Origin of the sequence: Streptomyces kronopolitis (assembly GCF_014646275.1) — a bacterium.
Lineage (GTDB): Bacteria > Actinomycetota > Actinomycetes > Streptomycetales > Streptomycetaceae > Streptomyces > Streptomyces kronopolitis.
This window is the reverse complement of the sequence record NZ_BMND01000067.1, coordinates 1-16,088: the sequence shown is the minus strand read 5'-3', so window position 1 is coordinate 16,088 and position 16,088 is coordinate 1. Positions and strand designations below refer to the sequence as shown.

17 protein-coding genes are annotated in these 16,088 nt (G+C 66.3%); 11 read left to right on the top strand and 6 right to left on the bottom strand.

Annotated features, from left to right (window positions below; translation table 11 throughout):
• Positions 1-321: 321 nt before the first annotated feature.
• Both IEY78_RS32985 and IEY78_RS32980 read right to left on the bottom strand, forming a co-directional pair.
• A complete protein-coding gene (locus IEY78_RS32985; protein ID WP_189104644.1) occupies positions 322-873 on the bottom strand; it encodes an ImmA/IrrE family metallo-endopeptidase in 552 nt (183 codons plus the stop codon).
• On the bottom strand, positions 870-1,403 hold the full coding sequence (locus tag IEY78_RS32980; protein ID WP_189104642.1) for a helix-turn-helix domain-containing protein: 534 nt from the start codon (positions 1,401-1,403) through the stop codon (positions 870-872). The genes IEY78_RS32985 and IEY78_RS32980 overlap by 4 nt, the downstream gene beginning before the upstream one ends.
• Positions 1,404-1,539: 136 nt before the next feature.
• On the opposite strand from IEY78_RS32980, the gene IEY78_RS32975 reads away from it, so the two are divergent.
• The 4 genes from IEY78_RS32975 to IEY78_RS32960 are packed head-to-tail and all read left to right on the top strand — an operon-like array spanning position 1,540 to position 4,230.
• The gene (locus IEY78_RS32975) at positions 1,540-1,803 is read left to right on the top strand and encodes a hypothetical protein (RefSeq protein WP_189104640.1); all 264 of its coding nucleotides are present in this window, start codon (positions 1,540-1,542) and stop codon (positions 1,801-1,803) included.
• Between the two features lie 15 nt (positions 1,804-1,818).
• Positions 1,819-2,262 (top strand): hypothetical protein, encoded by a 444-nt coding sequence (locus IEY78_RS32970; protein ID WP_189104638.1) that lies wholly within the window; start codon positions 1,819-1,821, stop codon positions 2,260-2,262.
• Positions 2,259-2,759, top strand: coding sequence for a hypothetical protein (locus IEY78_RS32965; RefSeq protein ID WP_189104637.1), 501 nt, complete (start codon positions 2,259-2,261; stop codon positions 2,757-2,759). The genes IEY78_RS32970 and IEY78_RS32965 overlap by 4 nt, the downstream gene beginning before the upstream one ends.
• Entirely contained in the window at positions 2,749-4,230 is a 1,482-nt protein-coding gene (locus tag IEY78_RS32960) for a ThiF family adenylyltransferase (RefSeq protein WP_189104636.1), read from the top strand. Before IEY78_RS32965 ends, IEY78_RS32960 begins: the two co-directional genes overlap by 11 nt.
• A 267-nt stretch (positions 4,231-4,497) precedes the next feature.
• On the opposite strand, the gene IEY78_RS32955 is transcribed toward IEY78_RS32960, so the two are convergent.
• Entirely contained in the window at positions 4,498-5,586 is a 1,089-nt protein-coding gene (locus IEY78_RS32955) for a helix-turn-helix domain-containing protein (protein WP_189104635.1), read from the bottom strand.
• 72 nt (positions 5,587-5,658) lie between these two features.
• Entirely contained in the window at positions 5,659-6,291 is a 633-nt protein-coding gene (locus IEY78_RS32950) for a hypothetical protein (protein ID WP_229700324.1), read from the bottom strand.
• A 184-nt stretch (positions 6,292-6,475) separates the two neighbouring features.
• On the opposite strand from IEY78_RS32950, the gene IEY78_RS32945 reads away from it, so the two are divergent.
• The 3 genes from IEY78_RS32945 to IEY78_RS32935 all read left to right on the top strand — a co-directional run bounded on the left by IEY78_RS32945 (position 6,476) and on the right by IEY78_RS32935 (position 10,035).
• The gene (locus IEY78_RS32945; protein ID WP_189104634.1) at positions 6,476-6,973 is read left to right on the top strand and encodes an NUDIX domain-containing protein; all 498 of its coding nucleotides are present in this window, start codon (positions 6,476-6,478) and stop codon (positions 6,971-6,973) included.
• Positions 6,974-7,268: 295 nt separating this feature from the next.
• The gene (locus IEY78_RS32940) at positions 7,269-7,928 is read left to right on the top strand and encodes a YopA family protein (RefSeq protein ID WP_506417108.1); all 660 of its coding nucleotides are present in this window, start codon (positions 7,269-7,271) and stop codon (positions 7,926-7,928) included.
• Between the two features lie 358 nt (positions 7,929-8,286).
• Complete coding sequence (locus IEY78_RS32935) at positions 8,287-10,035, top strand: AAA family ATPase (protein WP_189104632.1); 1,749 nt, start codon at positions 8,287-8,289, stop codon at positions 10,033-10,035.
• A gap of 296 nt (positions 10,036-10,331) precedes the next feature.
• Here IEY78_RS32935 and IEY78_RS32930 read toward each other — a convergent pair whose 3' ends face one another.
• The gene (locus tag IEY78_RS32930) at positions 10,332-10,595 is read right to left on the bottom strand and encodes a hypothetical protein (protein WP_189104631.1); all 264 of its coding nucleotides are present in this window, start codon (positions 10,593-10,595) and stop codon (positions 10,332-10,334) included.
• 231 nt (positions 10,596-10,826) lie between these two features.
• Entirely contained in the window at positions 10,827-11,150 is a 324-nt protein-coding gene (locus tag IEY78_RS35210) for a helix-turn-helix domain-containing protein (protein ID WP_189104630.1), read from the bottom strand.
• Positions 11,151-11,658: 508 nt separating this feature from the next.
• Here IEY78_RS35210 and IEY78_RS32920 point away from each other — a divergent pair.
• From IEY78_RS32920 to IEY78_RS32905, 4 genes are all read left to right on the top strand, one after another.
• A complete protein-coding gene (locus tag IEY78_RS32920; RefSeq protein WP_189104629.1) occupies positions 11,659-12,153 on the top strand; it encodes a hypothetical protein in 495 nt (164 codons plus the stop codon).
• Between the two features lie 262 nt (positions 12,154-12,415).
• Positions 12,416-13,063 carry a hypothetical protein gene (locus IEY78_RS32915; RefSeq protein ID WP_189104628.1) on the top strand — a complete coding sequence of 216 codons (648 nt, stop codon included), beginning with the start codon at positions 12,416-12,418 and terminating at the stop codon, positions 13,061-13,063.
• Between the two features lie 226 nt (positions 13,064-13,289).
• The gene (locus IEY78_RS32910; protein ID WP_189104627.1) at positions 13,290-14,228 is read left to right on the top strand and encodes a site-specific integrase; all 939 of its coding nucleotides are present in this window, start codon (positions 13,290-13,292) and stop codon (positions 14,226-14,228) included.
• The gene (locus tag IEY78_RS32905) at positions 14,221-15,696 is read left to right on the top strand and encodes a hypothetical protein (protein ID WP_189104626.1); all 1,476 of its coding nucleotides are present in this window, start codon (positions 14,221-14,223) and stop codon (positions 15,694-15,696) included. The genes IEY78_RS32910 and IEY78_RS32905 overlap by 8 nt, the downstream gene beginning before the upstream one ends.
• The last annotated feature ends 392 nt before the right edge of the window (positions 15,697-16,088 follow it).

Below are 16,088 nucleotides of genomic sequence, written 5' to 3'. Positions count from 1 at the left end.
GGGGCTTGACGGAAACCCTAGAAGCCCAGGTCAGAGGCTTACCGCGGAAGCTGCCGAAAACGCTCCGCTCCCGTTCCCGGAACACTCTGCCCATCGCTGCAGGCCAGCAGGGGTCTCTACCGTCGCTTGAGCAACTGCCCGGTGGGACCGCCTCGCGCTCGCTGAATACCGGCCTACCGACACACCGCTCGTACGCGCGCATCGTTCATCGCTGGCGGCCGCCCGGGAATGCGCCACAGAGCGCGCCAACCGAAGCACTTGCCCGCTCCCCCCACGTCCCGGCGGTAAGCGGTAGTCCGACAGCGCCTACCTCCGACACCATCAGCGGCCTCGGACCTGCTTGGCCACCCCAGTGGTGTTGTACCGGTACCGGGCCATCTCCTCGGTCACTCCGTAGTGCTCGGCGATCTGCACCAGCCCCCACTGGCGGCGAACTGCGCCGAGCAGCAGGGGACGAGGAAGCATGAGTGTTCCGCCAAAGGCAGTGGCCTGTTCTTCCTCGTCGGGGCGGCAGGTCCTGAAGGGCATGCCATTGACTTCACGGATCTCGGTGAGGTCATGGTTCAGGACTAGGTGGGAGAGCTCGTGAGCCACGTCGCTGGCCCTGCGACCCGGGGTTCGGAGCGGGTTGGTGACGACGATGCTCTTCCCGGAGACCTGGAAGGTAGCGGCGGAGAAGGCGTACGCCTGGACCCGTTCGAGTTCTTCGAGGCGGGTGCGGCTGACGAGCTTCTCGGCGCTGACGATCTTGACCTTGAGGTGGTCGGCAAGGTCATCGACGTTCAGGGGATCGGTGTCGCTGAGGGCGAGTTCGCGGCGCAGTCGAAGGGCTTCTCGCTCGGCGTTGGCCTTGAAGCCTCGGGGGAGGGTCACAGTTCGCCCGCTTCGACAAGTCGTTCGAGTTCGGTGTTCATGTCGGTGAGCAGGTCGGCGAGCCGCTTGGGGACGCCAGGGCGCAGCACCGAGGCAGCCCGGAGGTGGCAGGCAAGGGCGGGTGCGGCCGGGACCGCCTCCTTCGCAAGAGCTTCGTAGAGGTCGCGTAGAACGGAGCTGATCTTGTTCGCCGCGTCGCCGGTGAGCCGAGGGTCTGCGTGGAGGTGGGTGATGGCCTGATCGAGGGGCGAGATCTGGCGGGTGGCGATCGGGGTGAAGAAGCGGCTCGGGGAGACGCCGAGCCAGGCGCAGAGGCGGGTGAAGGTGGCGAGGTCGGGCTGGGCGCCGGCTTCGACCCGGGTGAGGGTGCTGAAACTGACGCCCGCCTCCGCAGCGGCCTGCCGGAGAGACAGGGGGCCGCGGCGCTCCTTCAGGAGGCGTCCGAGTTCGGCGATGCCGAACTGTTCGACAGCATCTGGTCCGGTCGTCTCGGGGTCCGGGAGGGGGGGCTGGCTCCGGTCGGGGCTCATACGGGCAGCGTAGCGCGCAGCAATACGGCGATGCCTCTTGACTGCATCACCCCAGGGTGATCACACTCACGTTAGGCGCATTGCCGCTTTGCTGAATCAGCCATCCACCGACCCCCGAAGAACCCAGGAGACCGCTATGCCCCAGCCCCACGAGATCAAGACCACTGTGACCTCCGCCCTCGCTGAGCACCCGTACAAGCACGACTACGCCCCGCAGGTGACCGCCGCGAGCGTGCTGTCCGACGCCCTCACCGCCTTCGGCTTCGCCAGCGACGGCACCACCCGCTACTACCTTTTCCACAACGGGCACGAGGCACCGCCCGAGGCAACGGTGGGCAAGCTGGCCGGGCACGCCAAGGCCATGCACCTGAAGCTGCGCACCGAGACCACCAACGGCTGAGCCCGGGAATCAGTCGTGGATCTCGAGAGCCGTCTGCGGCTGGCTGGCGATGTCCCAGCGGTCGAGGAGTTCCTCTCCTCGACCGCCGGCCGCCTCCACCACCGCGACCAGGACCCCGACGGCCTGTTCTGGGCCGAGGTTCAACCGAACAACGGTGAGCGCGCAGCATTCATCGCCCGGATCGAATGGACGGTCTACCCGGACCGGCCGCCCTCCCTCCTCTTTGCCGAGACGGTCGGCGAATCCAGAGTCGGAGCGCCCAGTGCCTGGCCGGGAGCGAATGGCTACCGCTACGACTCCAACGACGTGTGCAAGCCGTTCACCGCCGAAGGCCAGAGGCTCCACCCCGAGTGGGGCAGTGGGCCGCACTCCTGGCGGAGCACCGGCAATCCCTTCTTGCACGTGGTGGAGAACGTGCAGGACGACATCGATCGCGTTGACGGGAGGCGTGCCGGATGACCACCGACACGAGGGAGCTGGTACTGCCGGCCAGTGCGGTCGACCCGGTGCTTGAGGAGATTCGGCGCCACGGGCTAGCCGACCTGGAGACCGGCGCACTGCTTCTGACCGGGCAGTCGGACATGCACGTGCTGGTCGTGGCGGTGGCCGGGGCGGCGGGGATCGTGCGAGGTCCGGGTCTGTTCGCGGTGAGCGCGGTCGCGTACGACCAGTTGTTCACCTTCGCCGAGGAACGGTCCTACCGGGCGCGAGCGATGGTCCACTCGCACCCCGAGGAGGCTTTCCTGTCACGAACCGACCGCGTGTACTCGTTGCGGGTGCCGGGGTTCGTCAGCGCTGTCGTACCGACCTACACGGCGCCCCCCGCCAACCCGGCATCGTGGGGGTGGTGGCGTTTCGAGCGGGACTGGGTGCCCTGCACCACTCCGGTTGTCGATCTGACTCTGCCCCCAGCGCGCACGGTGGTGTTCGACGAGGAGGGTGTCCGTGAGTACTGATTACAGCCGCAGCGTACGCCTGGGCGGCCTGGCCGCCGGCATGAAAGAGACCACTCTGCGGGAACGGATGGAGGGCACCCTGATCCACCTGACCGCGGACGGACACCTGCCCGCGGCCGGCGAAACTCTCGAAGTACTGGTGGCGGATCTGCGCCGGTGGCCGGTCCGGCTGAGTCTGGACCCCGGCCGCGGACTGGGACGGCTCGACGACGAACTCATCCGCAGGCTGGTGGAAACGGCGACCGGGATCGATCCGGACCGGCCGCTTCGCGTCGGCGAGGCCCAAGGCAAGGCGCCGCTGCATCTGCACGTGGGAACCGCACCCCCGCTGGGTACTACGGTGGCCGGTGCGCCGGACGGGCACGGGGTCCGTCTGCGGCACACCGGCCATCCTTTCCCCCGGCTCAATGCACCCGGCACCGGGTTGGGCGCGGTACTTACTGCGGCGATACTGGCTGGCGAGGCGTTCAAAGTCGTCGCCGGGCTGCCGGAGGGGAAGTTCCAGGTGATCCCGGTGGTGGACTTCTGCCCCGTCCGCCCCGGCGAGCAACCCGGGATCGTCGTCACCCCGCTGCCTGCGCTGGAGCAGGTACTGCTGGGCGGAGGCGGTGCGATCGGCACCGGCATCGCCCTGGTCCTGGACCTATTGGAGGCCCAGGGCGAGTTGACGGTGGTGGACATGGAGGTCTTCGAGAAACCGAACGTCACCTCGTACAGCATCGGTACCCTGGCCGACGCGGCTGCGGGCCTGCCGAAGGTGCGGTTGATCGACGCACACCTACGGCGGGTCGAGGTGACCCCGTTCCACGGGACAATCCAGGCTTCGATCGAGGCCGTCGATGCGGGCACCCTGCCGTGGCCCCGGATCGTCCTCGGGGGGCTGGACAGCGTCGAGGCCCGGCACGACCTTCAGCGGCTGCAGGTCGATCTCATCCTGGATGGCAGCACCGGCGGCCCGGTCGGCACCACGGTCGCACTACACGAGGCACTGCCCACCGGCCCCTGCCTGCGCTGCTTCTTCAAGCCCAACCACACCGGGAAGAGCGCGGAGCAGCGACTGCATGAAATGACCGGGCTCCCGCTATCCCGAATCGCCCGCGGACAGGAGCCGCTGACCGAACGGGACCTGGAAGGACTGGTCGATCAACAGCGAGAACTTGTCGGGCAGTTCCTCGGACGCCCGGTGTGCGGGCTGATCAACTCATCTGAGCTGAAGGGTAGAACGGACGACGGGTTCCGCCCTTCGGCTGCGTTCGTGGCCCAGCAGGCCGCCTGCCTGGTCGTCGGCGCTTGGATCGCACGCAGCACGGGCCTTTTCGGTGGGCCTCCACGGCGCATCGAGTACGACACCCGCTTCGGCCCCCGGCCCGACCAGATGATCGACCACCGACTTCCCACCCCCGGGTGCGCGTGCCAAAAGGACGCTGCTCTCATCAACCTCATTCGAGAAACCCGACGCACCCGCCATTGACGTCCGGCTGGAGGTGGCGGCAGGGAGCGGAGCGGTGCAACGTGGCATGGAACGGCTGGAACGGCTGGAACGGCCGCTCCATCCCCGGACGTGCTACGCAAGGGGTGGCCCAAGGCCTCTTCAGGTCGGGCCTGCCTGCCCGGCAGCGCCAATCAGAGCGGCGCGGATCCGCAGGATGGTGCGGGGTCAAAGAGAATCCCTAGCCGTGACGAGACACGACACAACCTCCACGACACGGGGAGATGCAAACGTCCGGACATTGGCCATTCAGGGCACCAGGGACAGTGCGCGCCGAGGCTCCAATGCGGCCCGCTGGCCGCCGCCGTCGACCATCGTCATGGTCAGGCCGAACAGCATCTTGTTCATCTCGTCCGGCGTGAGGCCCAGCTCGGCGGCCACCGCCGCCGGTTTCATCCCCGTGGAGCGCAGGCCCTGGAAGACCTTGGTGAGCACCTGGGACGTCTCCCGCTTCTTCATGCCGTCGGGCTCCGCCTTGCGGTAGCCCCGCTGGCTCAGCTCGGTGCAGGCGGAACGATACTGCCAGTCGGTGAGCAGTCCGAGGTCGTGCATGCGGTAGGTCAGGGCCATCGCGGACACGTTCCAGATAGCCTTGCCCTTGAGGATCTGATCGACGTGGGCTCCGGCCGGCATGTGGCCCAGCACGCTCGAAGCGGGCATGAGGAAGGCGCTGGCGAAGTCGTTTGCCTGCCGCTCAGCCTCGGGGCCGACACACTCTCGGTCGCTGCCGTGCATAACGAGGTGTCCGAGTTCGTGGGCCGCGTCAAAGCGGCTGCGCTCGGCGGACTTCATCGTGTTCAGGAAGACGAACGGGGTCCTCCCGCGCCAGACGGCGAAGGCGTCGACCTCCGCGTAGTCGGGTGCGAGCGAGAAGACTCGGATGCCGTGCGCCTCCAGGAGGTGCACCATGTTGGGGGCTGGGGAGCTCCCCAGCCCCCACGTCGTGCGGACCATCTCGGCCGCGGTCTCGGGGTCGGGCTTGCCGAGAGAGGGAATGTCGGCGACCGGCAGACGGAAGCGCTCCTCGATCCAGTCGTAGAGGAGCGCGGCCAGCGTCCCGGCCGCGCGCGCGGCGTCGAGAGTACGGGCCGGAGTCTTGCTCCGAGCACGCCACGAGATGCCATCGGCGGGCAGCTCGTCGATCTCCGGACCGGTGAAGAAGCCTCCCGGGAAGCCGAGCGCGCCTGCGAGCCGCTCCACGGTAGTACGTCGGGGTGCCGTCCGGCCGGTCTCATAATTGGACAGGCTCTGAAGCGAGACCCCCGCGAGCTGGGAAAGCTCGGCGAGCGTCAGGCCCCGGCGCTTTCGGGCCAGCGTGATGCGGGACGGGGTCACCATAGTGAGACTGCCTCGGGATCCGGATGGTGCGGGTGGGGCGGCCAGTATCGCGGCCACCCCACATGATGGGCCTCAGCGAAACTCGACGGAGATGTCGATCTCGTCGGGTCCATCTTCGTCCGACAGTTCGATTTCGTCCATCTCGATGACCGGCAGCGGTATCCGCTGCTCCCACTTCGCGACGAACCCGCGATCGAGCTGGCCGGGCAGCGACAGCTCGCTGTGGATCCGCACCCCGCCTTCGGCCTTCACCCGGTACGAGACCAGGAACCAGGTCTTGAGTTTCAGGGCCTCGTCTTCGTCGAGCAGGACTTCGTTCGGATCGGCGGGCGGCGGGAAGAGCCCGAGCTGCACATTGTGTTCGGCGGCGCGTTCCGTGGCGGCGCCCCTCTTGTGGAGGTTGGTGGGGTGGAGGCTCGCGTTACCGGTGGCCGCGTCGCCGACCATCGTGCCGATGGCGAGCGTCTTCTCCGGGTTGCAGACGAGTTCGAGGTGGTCGTGGAGAAGCCGCTTCCACCCCTCGTGACGGATGTGCACTTCCCGCAGCATCCGCACATGCTCCTGGTAGGCACGCGTCCCGGCAGTGTTCGCGGGGTGGTTGGGGGTGGCCGTTCGCCGCGCCGCCTCGCCGGCATACAGAGCCGGGTGCAGGTACTCCAACTTCGTTCCCAGCACCGCCAGCTGGGCATGGACGCCTTGGGACACGGAGCCTCCGATGATTGACCGGGAAGTCATAAGGAGGCTACCGCAAACGAGGCGTCAGTTTTATAAGTTTCCCTCCATGGGCCTTAAGCTGATGCCTAGTTGCCGCCCATCAAAAGCTGCCGTCCACGCACTGCCTCAGAGCGGGCCGCGGCCCGCTTGGTCGCCAACCCAACGAAGGAACCTCGTGGCTCAGCAGACCAACACCCCCTCCCCGGCCCTCAAGCCTGCGTTCGACTCGATGACCCTGCTGGTCGCGGCGGTCATCGTCCACGATCGGGCCGCCGATCGCGTCGTGCTCCTCCAGCGTGGTGAGAACGCCAAGTTCGGCCAGGGGTTATGGGATCTACCTGGCGGCAAGAGCGAGCCGGGTGAACCGATCACCGAAACCGCGGTCCGCGAGCTCTACGAGGAGACCGGCCTCACCGTGAAGGCCGACTCGCTCAAGGTCGTTCACGTCATCCACGGCGCCTGGGGCGTCGAGGCTCCCAACGGTTACCTAGCGGTCGTCTTCGCCACTCACGAGTGGACCGGCAAGCCCGAGAACCGCGAGCCCCACAAGCACTCCCAGATCCGCTGGGCCCACGTCGATGACCTGGCGAGCGAGTTCGTCCACACGTCGGGCAGCGCCCTACTAGCGTTCCTGCACGGCGGCCCGCAGGTCACGCTCCGAGGGTGGTCGTAGACCCCGGAGGCAGGAGAGAGCCACGTCCGATTCGCCTTGGGACGCCGTGCTGTCGCCCATACGGCCGTCCCCCCTTCAATGACGTCGGCGAGCCGGTCGGTCTTCCAGGAACAAATCGGCGGAGTGCGGGACACGGAGGTGCCTGGTGAGGTGAGTCTTGCGTGTTCACCAGTGCTCAGCCTCAACTGAAGCGTCAACCCGAGCCGAACTCGCATCCGTATGCCCAGGACACAGCCGTCCTGCGGCTTCCTCGACCCTCCGGTGAGGCAGAGCCGGAAGCCGGTTTCGACGAGGGCTGGATCAACGGAGCCATCCTGGGAGACAGCAAGGCCCTCTGGCCCGGATCGCGGTCCACTGGTCCAACCTCCCCCGGTTCACCGGGCAGCATCACCTGACCGATCGGCTCGAGGGTGCGGATCGGTACTGGTCCGGGGGCCGCTGGACCCACGAAGTCGACGGCTGGAAGATCGTGATGGACGTGCGCCCTGACCACCTCTCTGCCTGGGAAGGACCTCTCAAAACCCGGCTCTACGCGATGACACATGTGATGGAGATCAGCCGTGCGGACGGACGGCGATTCACCGCCAGTGAGTATTCGCTCGGTCGCTGGACCGCTCCGCTCCTCCTCGTCGACGGCGGCGCCGATGCCCGCGCCTGCCTCGCCTACAAGGACGATCAAGTCCGCCGCTGTCTCGGTGACCGTCCGCCGCAGCCGCGCCCGTTCGTCAAATGGGCCAGCTTCAACCACCAAGCGCTCGGCGAGCACAGCGGCGTCTACCTCGCGATTTTCCTGGACCACCCGCTGCGCGACGCGTACGCCGAGGGTGTCGCCACCGTCGAGGCATGCACGGCGCGCCGGAGGTCGCCCAGGTCCACGCAGCGTACGGCGATACCCGATGTGAGTCGCTGGACCTCGACGCGGAAGAGGAGCCGAGCACGGCGATTGGCCACCTGAGAGCCAAGCTGCTCTACGGCTACACCGACGAGCCGGTCGAGCCCATCCAGCCGGAGGACAACAGCTGCGCCTGATTCCATGCTCCACATCTCCACACCCCCACCCGCAGGCCCGGCATGCAATGCGTGCAGCCTGCGAGAAGCGCAACTGCCGTGCCGAGGCGCTGCCACAGGTCAGCAACATCACCCTCCGGAAGGCAGGGCTGGTGCCACGCTGATGCAGTCGCATGACGAGTTGGAGGCTAGCGGCCGCACGAGCCTCCGACCCCATGCATCCGAATGCCTCCCCGTACCCGCGCAGCCATGGAATACGATCAAGGCAGAGGTCTATCTCGACACCAGTAGGGTGGGGGGGATTTATGGCAGAGATCAGCAAAAGCCGAATCGGCCACGCGTCGAAGATTCGCATCTCTGCGGTTCACGTTGAGAGTTTCAGAGGTGTCCCGGGAGCGCTTGATGTGTCATTCCTGAATCCAAGCGGCAAACCCGTTTCCGTCATCATCTTCGGAGACAACGGATCGGGTAAATCCAGCATCGTCGATGCCGCGGAATGGGCTTGTCAACAATCCGTGGGCCGCAGCAAAGCGATTCGAAGGACATCGGCTTCTCCCTCACTCGCCAACCTGGCGGCCGGAGGGGATCGATGCTCAGTCAGTGTAGATCTCTCCGACGGCAGAACATTGGAACGGTCCGCCACATTTACCGATACCGGATCCCAGGCATCAGGCGACCCCACACCTGATCAATTCACTCGTGTGCCAATGAGTCTTAAGCGTGCCGATATTCTACGCTTCCTGGACACTCCAGCCATCAAGCGCGGATCCATCTTCATGGACCACGCCTTAGGCGAAAACGCCCCCGAAGTATCGCCGATGTCGACGGACAAGCAAGCGGTAATAGAAGACCGCCATGAAGCCAAACGAAAAATGAGGAAAGCGGCAGCTAAACTTGCCACACTCATCGATATCGATCCCCCTCCAAGGGATGCCAATGATATCGCAGAGATGATTGCAGTGGATGTATACAAAAGACTGCCAGCCGCAGACCGCATAAGAATCACCCTTCCACGCGCCGTTCAGGAGCAATTGGACGAGGTGCGACGACACCAGGAAGAAGTGCACACACTGAACCGAATGGCCAAGCGTCTCGGCCTGCCAAATTCGGAAAAAACTGAACGCTTGACTGTTATGCAGGGACTATTGAGTGGCGTGGGAGATTGGCTCACAGCGGCCTTCCGAGACGTTACGGGAGCGCGGCACGTAACACGAGTTGAGCCAGAATTTGGCAGCCTCAGCGCCATCTCACTTGAAATCCGCGTCACACTCGAAGGTCAGGTATCCACAACACCTCAAAATGTATTCAGCGAGGGCTACCAAGACCTTATCGCCCTGCTCTACTTTCTGGCAGTCGCCAGGGCATCAGGAGAGCAGGGTCAAGCAAAGGTATTGATTCTCGATGACGTACTACAGAGCGTCGATGCAAACATCAGAGTGGCTCTCATGGAGTTGGTCATCAGGGACTTCCGGGACTGGCAGCTCTTGATCACGGTACACGACCGCCTTTGGCGTAATCAACTTCGGGACATCTTCCAGAGGGTTGGCCACCCTCTGGTCGAAGCGGAGATTAGACAGTGGGACTTTGAAGGCGGGCCCCATGTATTCACCGCCGGGGCCGATCCTTCACAATCCCTCCGGTCCGCCATGGAATCCGCAGACCCTTTCTTGGTCTGCGGTGTTGCCGGGCGGCTCCTCGAGCAGATCTGCGATCGGCTCAGCTGGACAATTCCTATCAGCGTTAAACGCAAGCGCGGGGATGCTTACACTCTCGCCGACATGTGGCCAGGAATCGTAAAGGCGTTGAAGCGCACACCTTCAGCCAACTTGCTCACGCGAGTGGACAGATGGGTCCATCTTCGCAACGCGGCCGGAGCTCACTACAATGAGTGGGCAGACGGTGTGACGTGGACAGAAGCGGAGTTGTTCGGATACGCAGTACTTGAATTCTATGACCAAGTGCACTGCGATTCATGCAACCAATGGGTAGAGCGGTCAGGAGGGATGGAGTACGCGTGCCGGTGTTCAGCCACGACGTTGCGCCCAACTAGTTGATGAACCTGCATTTCCAGGGTGATCTGGATCCGCAGGCGGCTGCCGCCGATAGTGATCCCCCGCAAGGGTCCTGGGGATAGACCTTGCGGAGCTGCTGGTGGGCTGATCGCGGTGCGGGGACGTGGAAGCCGAGAAGTTTGCGAGGGGTGATCAGACAGATAGAGCCCTGCGGGCTCGTGGGCCAGAACGGCCTCCCGCCGGCCGGTCGGCAGTTGCCCTCTCTTCGCTGGCCTTTGGGTGCGCCCCGCCTCCTTGCGGCGGTTCTCGCTGCAGCCTCAGCGGCAACCCCGCGCCCGTCAACACCGCCCATCCGGAATGAGTGTGATCCGGCCATCCGGGATCCAGCCTTCGAGATAGCCCTCCACGAACAGCTCAAGCTCCGGGATACCGAGGTGCACCACTTCGCGGGCGGCCTGCCGCCAGGGAACCCACAGCCATAACAACCGAAGGTCACTTTCGACGTGCGCCGTGAACAGGCACACGTCGCGGCGTGCATCACCTCCACGCGACTCCAGGAGCAGCCGGGCCACCGTTCCGCCGAAGCGGAGAGCCGTACCCACAGCGAGCCTGCGGGCGGCCGCCTTGTACGGCTCGCCCGGTGCGCACGCGGACATAGGGAGGCTCACAAGCCCCGGTGAGCCCGGGACAAGACCTAGCCGATGGCCCCCGTCAAAGCACACGAGATACACCTCACGCCGCACCATTGGTGCATACATGTCCACAAGAAAACAATCGTCCGCCGTGTTGGTGGCGCACGCTGGGCGGACCGAACGGGTGAGGAGCCGGCGAGCTCAGGCCCCGGACGGCGTCGGCGGCAACGCCGCTGGCCCTGGCCAGAGCTGAAAACCGAAGGCCGCTTCCAGGCGTGCGAGCGTCCCCAGGTCCGGCATGACCCTGCCGTTGAGGACCCTGCTGATCGTCGAGTGTGTCAGGCCTGTCACTTCCGCGAGGCTGCGGAGGGTATGCCCAGTAGAAGCCATGGCTCGCGCGAGGTTCCTGGAGAGTGACTGGCCGTAGTAGGCACTGACCGGCGCATCGGAAGCGAGAGCGGCATGGGGCCAAGCAGCGTCCACGACATAGTCGCGCGGCTGCTTGTCGTTGCTGCTCCGGGGCATGCCGAGATCATCCCACGTACCCATGGGGCCAACCCTTCCCCCACCTGGGATCCCGCTGCGGAGATTCAACGACTGTTGCAAGTACGGAACAGAATAGGGGTCCGCAGAGCCCCGTGTGCGGCACATCCTCAGGGTTCGGGAGTGTCGCGCGGCGGCGTGGTGGCGCCTTCGGGCCGCTACTTCAGCCTCCCCGCCCGCCCTCAGGGACTACGTGAGGCCGGCACCCCCTCCAAGCACTCCCAGATGCGCCGACGCCTGGGGCGTCGAGAAGACCACAGAGCTCCGGACCCACAACTCGGTACGCTTCCTCAGGAGTTGCGCCCAGAGTCCAGAGAATCCGCACGCTCGCATCTATGCATTCCCCTGCGGAGCGCGCGAAGGCTCGCTAGCTTGTGGATAGATCACCAGAGGGGAGCGGAGCGTGACCACAACAGGCACAGGGTCCATGCACCCTCTCGTTGAGCACCTGCGTGGGATCCAGGCCGGGGAACGCGACAAACGGGCAGTCGTGTACGAGGGGTTGACCAAAGCGCGACACGAGCTGGCCGACGTCCAGCACCGTGTTGCCGAAGGCGAGCGCTCTCTGATGGCGGCCGACGCACGGCTGTCGGCCGTGACCGACACGGTTCGCCAGGCCGAGGAGTTCCTGGGGGTGGCCCCGTCCTCGCACCCACGGGCGGAACCCGAGGGGCGGCCGAGTCCCCCGGGCCCGGGGAGTTCCGAATCCCGAGCCCCCGGCTCCGGTGCACCGCGACCTGCCGCGGCCCGGCCAAGCGCTCACGGCGCTGCAGAGCCGAAGTCGCTTGAGAAGCTGTTCATCGAGGCCCTTGCGGGCAGCCTGGAGACGCCGGTTTCCGCAATCGTCGCCCATGCCGGGCTGACCCGTCCGGGCACCACTCCCCGGCAGATCACCAACTGCGCCAGCCGCCTGCAGCGCAACGGGAAGATCCTGATTGTCGGCCGCGGGCTCTACCGGCTGACCGCTGAGGAGCCGCGTACGTAGTTACCGCCATCTGCCACGCAAGTAGAAGGCGCCGCCCGGGTGGCTAGACCCTGGCGACGCCGCGACACGTCAGCTGAGGGCCCACGCGCCGCCTCCAGGCTAGGCCATGGAGCGGTGACACACCCGGCCCTCAGGAATTTTGTGCGTTCCGCACTTGATCACCAATGAGGGCCCACACCATGCACCTGGATGCATCCATGCACCACTGCGACCCGCAGGCCAACGGCCGCCAGACGCTCCCGCTGCCCCACGGGGGAACCCGATGAGCGCCGCGAACACAGTCCGCAACATCCTGCCCAGTGGGGGCTTCACGAGCCTTCGCCAGCTGAAACTGCTCGATTTGATCGCCGAAATGGGCGGCAGCGAGCGCCGGAGTATCCCGGTCGCAGAGATCAGCGCCGAGGCGGAGATCAGCGCCACGACCGTCTCCTCCGCCCAGGGCTTCCTTCGCCAAGCCGGCCTGCTGGAGACGCATCACGGAGCCCTTGCCGTAACCCCTTCCGGCCTCCAGCTGACGCGGTTGCGTGCCGAAGACTCCGCCCGGGCCCGCCTCTTCCTGAGCAACCTGTGGCGATCCACCTGGTTCGCCAAATCGGCCACACGCTTCCTGCGACAGGGGCCGCTGGAAAGGACCGCGCTCGCCGAGAAACTCGGGCAGGGCCTGTCCTCGACGCGTGAGCGCGGGCTCTACCTCGTGGACTGGCTCGACTACGCCCTGATCGTCCACGTCGCCGAGGGCGGGCTGGTGCACCTCTCGGACTCCTCCCCCGCCGCCGAAGCTCCGACATCGAGTCTGCCGCTGACTTCCATCGAGGAGGTCCTGGCGCTGCCCGACGACACCTTCGTGGCGGTCATGCGGGCGTACACGACCCTCCTCACCTCGCTCCGAGGGACCACGCCCCGCGCCTAGCCAGGCCGGCTACCCCCCGCCGCACCGAATGACGCCCTGGGACATCGAGCCCGGGGGGTCTTCGGCGCGCCCTCATCCATTCGCCCACGCCGGGTTGCAGCGGAGATCACACATGCCCACCGTGTTGGTGCAAGTACGGAACGCAATGAATCATTCGAATCTTCCCGGTCAGAGGGTCGAGGGAGGGGTCGAACTGCTCGCCCCGACCCTCCGGAGGACCGTCATCGTGGGAAGCGACCTGTCCCTCACTCACGCCATCGACCTCGTCAACGACGCATGGCGGGAGATGACCACCCGCAACGAGATGTCCGAGCAGACCTTCAACAAGTTCGGTCTCCTCATCCGGAGGTTCGGCCGGTACGCCACCGTGAGGGGCGCACTCCTGCTCTCCGACGTCAGCAGTGGCATTGCCGAGGACTTCGTCAACGCCAGGGGCCGCAGCCGCCACGGCCACGTCTCCGATTCAGCGGTGGCCACCCGCCTGGTGCGGCGAAGCGTCGTACGGACCGCCTTCCGTACCCTGCGCGATCTCGGGCTGAGTGACCAGGACCCGACCCGCGACATCGTCCTGCCGGCCCGCAGCCACGAAGGGGTCCGGCCCCTGACCGAGGACGAGGCCGTACTGTTGCGCCACCACGCCGCGTACACGACCCGGCCGACCCGGCACGCCGCCGCGGCCGCGCTCGCGCTCGCCGGCGGACACACGGGCGAGATCGGGCACAGCGTCGTCGCCGACCTCGACCTGCCTCACAACCGCGTCTGGATGCACGGAGCGCGGAAGTACAACCCCCGCTGGTGCCGGCTGGACGCCTGGAACCGCCACATACTGGCCGAACGAGCACGCCAGGTACTCGCTCAGCACCCGAACGAGAGCACCGCACGCCTCGCGGTGTCCTGCGCTCCGGCGCCCGACCCGGCCCTGCAAGCACGTACGTGCGTGGCCCTGCGCGATCTGCTGCGCAGGATCGGCCTCGACGGGGAAGCCGACGTCACACCTGCTTCCGTCACCACCCGAGCCGCTGTCGAGACCTTCGAATCGACCGGCCGCATCGAAGAGTCCGCCCGAAGGCTCGGGCTGCGCTCGCTGGACCGCGCCGCCGCCATCGTCGGCTACGACTGGCAGAACGACCCCACCCACACCGACGGGGGCCCGGCCCGTGCCTGACGACGTCTTCGGATCCCCCAAGCCCCAGCTCGAACGCCCGAATCGCAAACGCCAGCTCGCCGACCACGAACAGCGCAGTACCGCCGAGCGCGTCCGTGACTGTCTCGACTACCCGCTCCTCTACGAGATGGCGGAACTGCTACCGCCACCGAACGCGGTGGGATGTCCCCGCGCGTACCCGGGCATCGTCTATCTGATCATGGCCGCACTTACCCCGGTGACAAGGTCTAAGCGCTCCACCACAGGGCTTCTCGCGTCACCCCAGGACTGGCGCAGTGTACGGGCTCACATCCGCCGCCACTTGGGCCGTAGGGCGGCGGAAACCCTGCCCCTTACAGCCCCCTCCCGCGGCCAGTACCAGGACGCCCTCAACAACCTCCTGGTACCGGCAGCCGACGCACTCGAGGAAGCATTCCGCAGCTACGCCGCCCGGCAAGCCCTCAGTCAGGGGCTCTTCCCCTCGGATGCCCCCAAGGTATGGAGCCGCCCCGAACGACGGCAGCTCCTCGTCGGCGACGCCACCGTCCCCAAGGCACCTTCGAAAGCCCGCGCCGTGGAGATGTACGACGAGGACACCGGCCTGATCCGAAGCCGCCGCGTCGACCCGGCCGCCCGCATCTACTACGAGAACGGAGAGAAGACGAAGCGGAAGGTGCGCGGCACCAAATGGTTCTTCGCCTCGGGACGTGACACCGGCTACTGGACCCGCGTCATCCTCAGCTTCGCCCACGTCGCCGGTGGCGAGTACGAGGACGAAGCCGCCATCGCGGTGAGGCAGTTCCGCATGCTGAAGGAGGCGCTGCCCCACTGCATGGGCGTCGTCTACGACGGCGCCTTCCGCGGCGTCCATCGCGACGCTCTCGCACGGAACGGGCTGCTGGCCATCAACAAACAGCACGGATCCGTCGCCCCCGTCTTCTACGAACGCATCACTCCCTGCAGGAGCGGCCACGAGCTCTGGTGCGACCAAGGCCGCATCGCCGAGAGCATCCGCATCGACGACGGCACCCGCGTCCTCGAACCCGTCCCGATCATCAGACTTGAGCACCGGGCCGGAGCCACCAAGAGCCGCTGGTACCACCTCCTCAAGATTCCTTGCCGGCACGGAGATCACGACTACCGCGTCCCCGTGGGCATCACCACTACCCCCGCCGACCGGTCCCCCCGCTCCACCGACACCGGCCAGCGCCTCAAGAGCGACGCCGAGCGCAGCTTCCACCGAGCCGAATACCTCCAGCAGATCCCTCAGGCCAGCCTCACGCACCAACTCCTCTACCCCTACCGCGCCGACTCCGAATCCGTGCACAGCCAGTTCGACCTCAGCCTCTGGAACCGCCGCATGATCGCCTACGGCGTCGAGCGTCAGAAGATCTTCGTCCTCAGCTTCGCCCTCTCACAGAACGCCACCAGCCACCAGATCCACCTCGAGGTCCGCAGAAACGCCCAACGGGAGCTCCTCGTCTCCTGACACACACCTCAACCCGACGACGGCCGCACCCACCCCAGAGTGCGGCCGTTGCCCCATTTGCACCCCTACAGGGGAAAGCAGGCAGAACGGACGCCGCAGCCGTCCCCCCGCACCCTTACCACGCACCCAACCTCCGCGCCCAGGCTCCCCGGCCTTTAGAACCCCAGGTCACGACCATGCCCCGCCTCAGACCCGCTGCTGCGGCAATCCATGCGGCCACTCCCAGCACGATCCGCTAGGCTGTCAGCGGCCAGACGATTACCAGGCGTGCGCCGGGGAAAGTGTCCGCGAGGGCATCTCCACCGGGCGTGTGCACGTCGTCTGACCAGCACGCTTGCCGAAGCGGCTCGGGCGACCCCCTGGGGTTTCCGGCAACGTTTCCGACAAGCCCC